The 1,398-nt window shown below is 61.1% G+C and carries 2 protein-coding genes; both read left to right on the top strand.

Annotated features, from left to right (window positions below):
- Nucleotides 1-101: 101 nt before the first annotated feature.
- A complete protein-coding gene (locus tag AC1DWI_RS23160; protein ID WP_477667975.1) occupies nucleotides 102-482 on the top strand; it encodes a DUF2946 family protein in 381 nt (126 codons plus the stop codon).
- A gap of 209 nt (nucleotides 483-691) precedes the next feature.
- Nucleotides 692-1,264 carry a YcnI family copper-binding membrane protein gene (locus AC1DWI_RS23155; protein ID WP_477667974.1) on the top strand — a complete coding sequence of 191 codons (573 nt, stop codon included), beginning with the start codon at nucleotides 692-694 and terminating at the stop codon, nucleotides 1,262-1,264.
- The last annotated feature ends 134 nt before the right edge of the window (nucleotides 1,265-1,398 follow it).

The raw sequence follows: 1,398 nt of genomic DNA, 5'->3' as shown, positions 1-1,398 counted from the left end.
AGCCGCGGAACCGGCTTTGCCGGGCCGCAGGCGGGCGGCCCCCTCGGGGGGCAGCGACCCACACGAAGTGGGGGAGCGTGGGGGCTACATATAATCACCCCGTGCCCCACCACCCCGTATCCCGCTCGACCCTTCCCGTATGGGAACGCCTTGCCGCCTGGCTGGCTTTCCTGGCCGTGGCGGCGGCGTTGTGGGCACCGGTGTCCATGCTCGCCCAGGACGTGCGCAGCGGCAAGCTGAGCGGCATTTGTACTGTCAACACCGCTTCGTCTGATGCCGGCGTGGACTCCACCGATGGCAATGCAGCCTCCCCAGGCCAGCGCTGCGACCTGTGCGGCTCAGCAGGGCTGGTGCTGCCACCTCTACCGGTAGCAACCGTTTCCTGTGTCACCGGTACCACGGTTGCGGTGGCGGATATTCCGGCAACCACCGGCACTGCCATCTCCGGGCTGCCTTTCAGCCGCGCACCTCCCGCACTTTGAACTGAACCGCCTCTCGCTGGAGGCCTCAGGCATCCCGCGCACGGGCCTTGCGGCCGGCGCCGTGCCATCGTTCATTTCAGCGTGCACTTTCACGAGCCTTTTCTGCGCACCCGTGCGCTCCGTTCGGCATGGCGCTCGCTGCGCTGGCTGGCCCTAATTTCAGCCGCAAATCCTGCTGCCTTTAATTTTCAATCCTGTAAGAATCAATCATGAAATACCCAAATGCTATTAAAACCATAGCTGCTTGCGCTCGTCCCTATTGGGCTGGAGCTATCTTTATTGCCGTATCGCTGCCTGCCGCCGCACACGTCACCCTGGAATACCAGGTCGCGAATGCGGGCAGTTATTACAAGGGCACATTCAAGGTCGGGCATGGCTGCGGGAATTCACCCGTCAAACAGATCGTGGTCACCATCCCCGCGGGTGTGCAGGGTGCCAAGCCCATGCCCAAAGCAGGCTGGACGCTGGAGGTCACACGTGAGAAGCTGGCGCAGCCGCTGCTGGACCACGGAAAAACCGTTACCGAAGACGTGTCGCGAATCAGCTGGACGGCTAAAACCCCCGCTGACTATCTGCAGAACGACTGGTACGACGAATTTGTGCTGCAGGCCAAACTGCCCGCACAGGCGGGCATGTTGTATTGGCCGGTAAGCCAGGTTTGCGAGAACGGCAAGGTTGACTGGGCCGAAGTGCCCAAGCCAGGCCAAAAGATGTCCGACCTCAAAAACCCTGCTGCCGCGCTTGAGCTGATGCCTGCAGGCGGTGGTGAACACAATCACTGAGCGAGCCCCGGCGGCTTTATTTCAGATTCAATTTACTGCTTCAAGGAGCATTTACACATGACATCCGCAAAATTCTCAAAAACCGTGTTGGCGTTTTCGCTGGTACTGGCCAGCATGGCTGCCCCGGCCCAGAC

The sequence above is a fragment of the Polaromonas sp. P3_C2 genome (assembly GCF_056402675.1).
This window is presented reverse-complemented; position numbering and strand designations above follow the sequence as displayed.

Excerpts from the sequence above, each read along its gene's own strand:
- AC1DWI_RS23155 (WP_477667974.1), top strand. The coding sequence starts at position 692 with ATGAAATACCCAAATGCTATTAAAACCATAGCTGCTTGCGCTCGTCCC.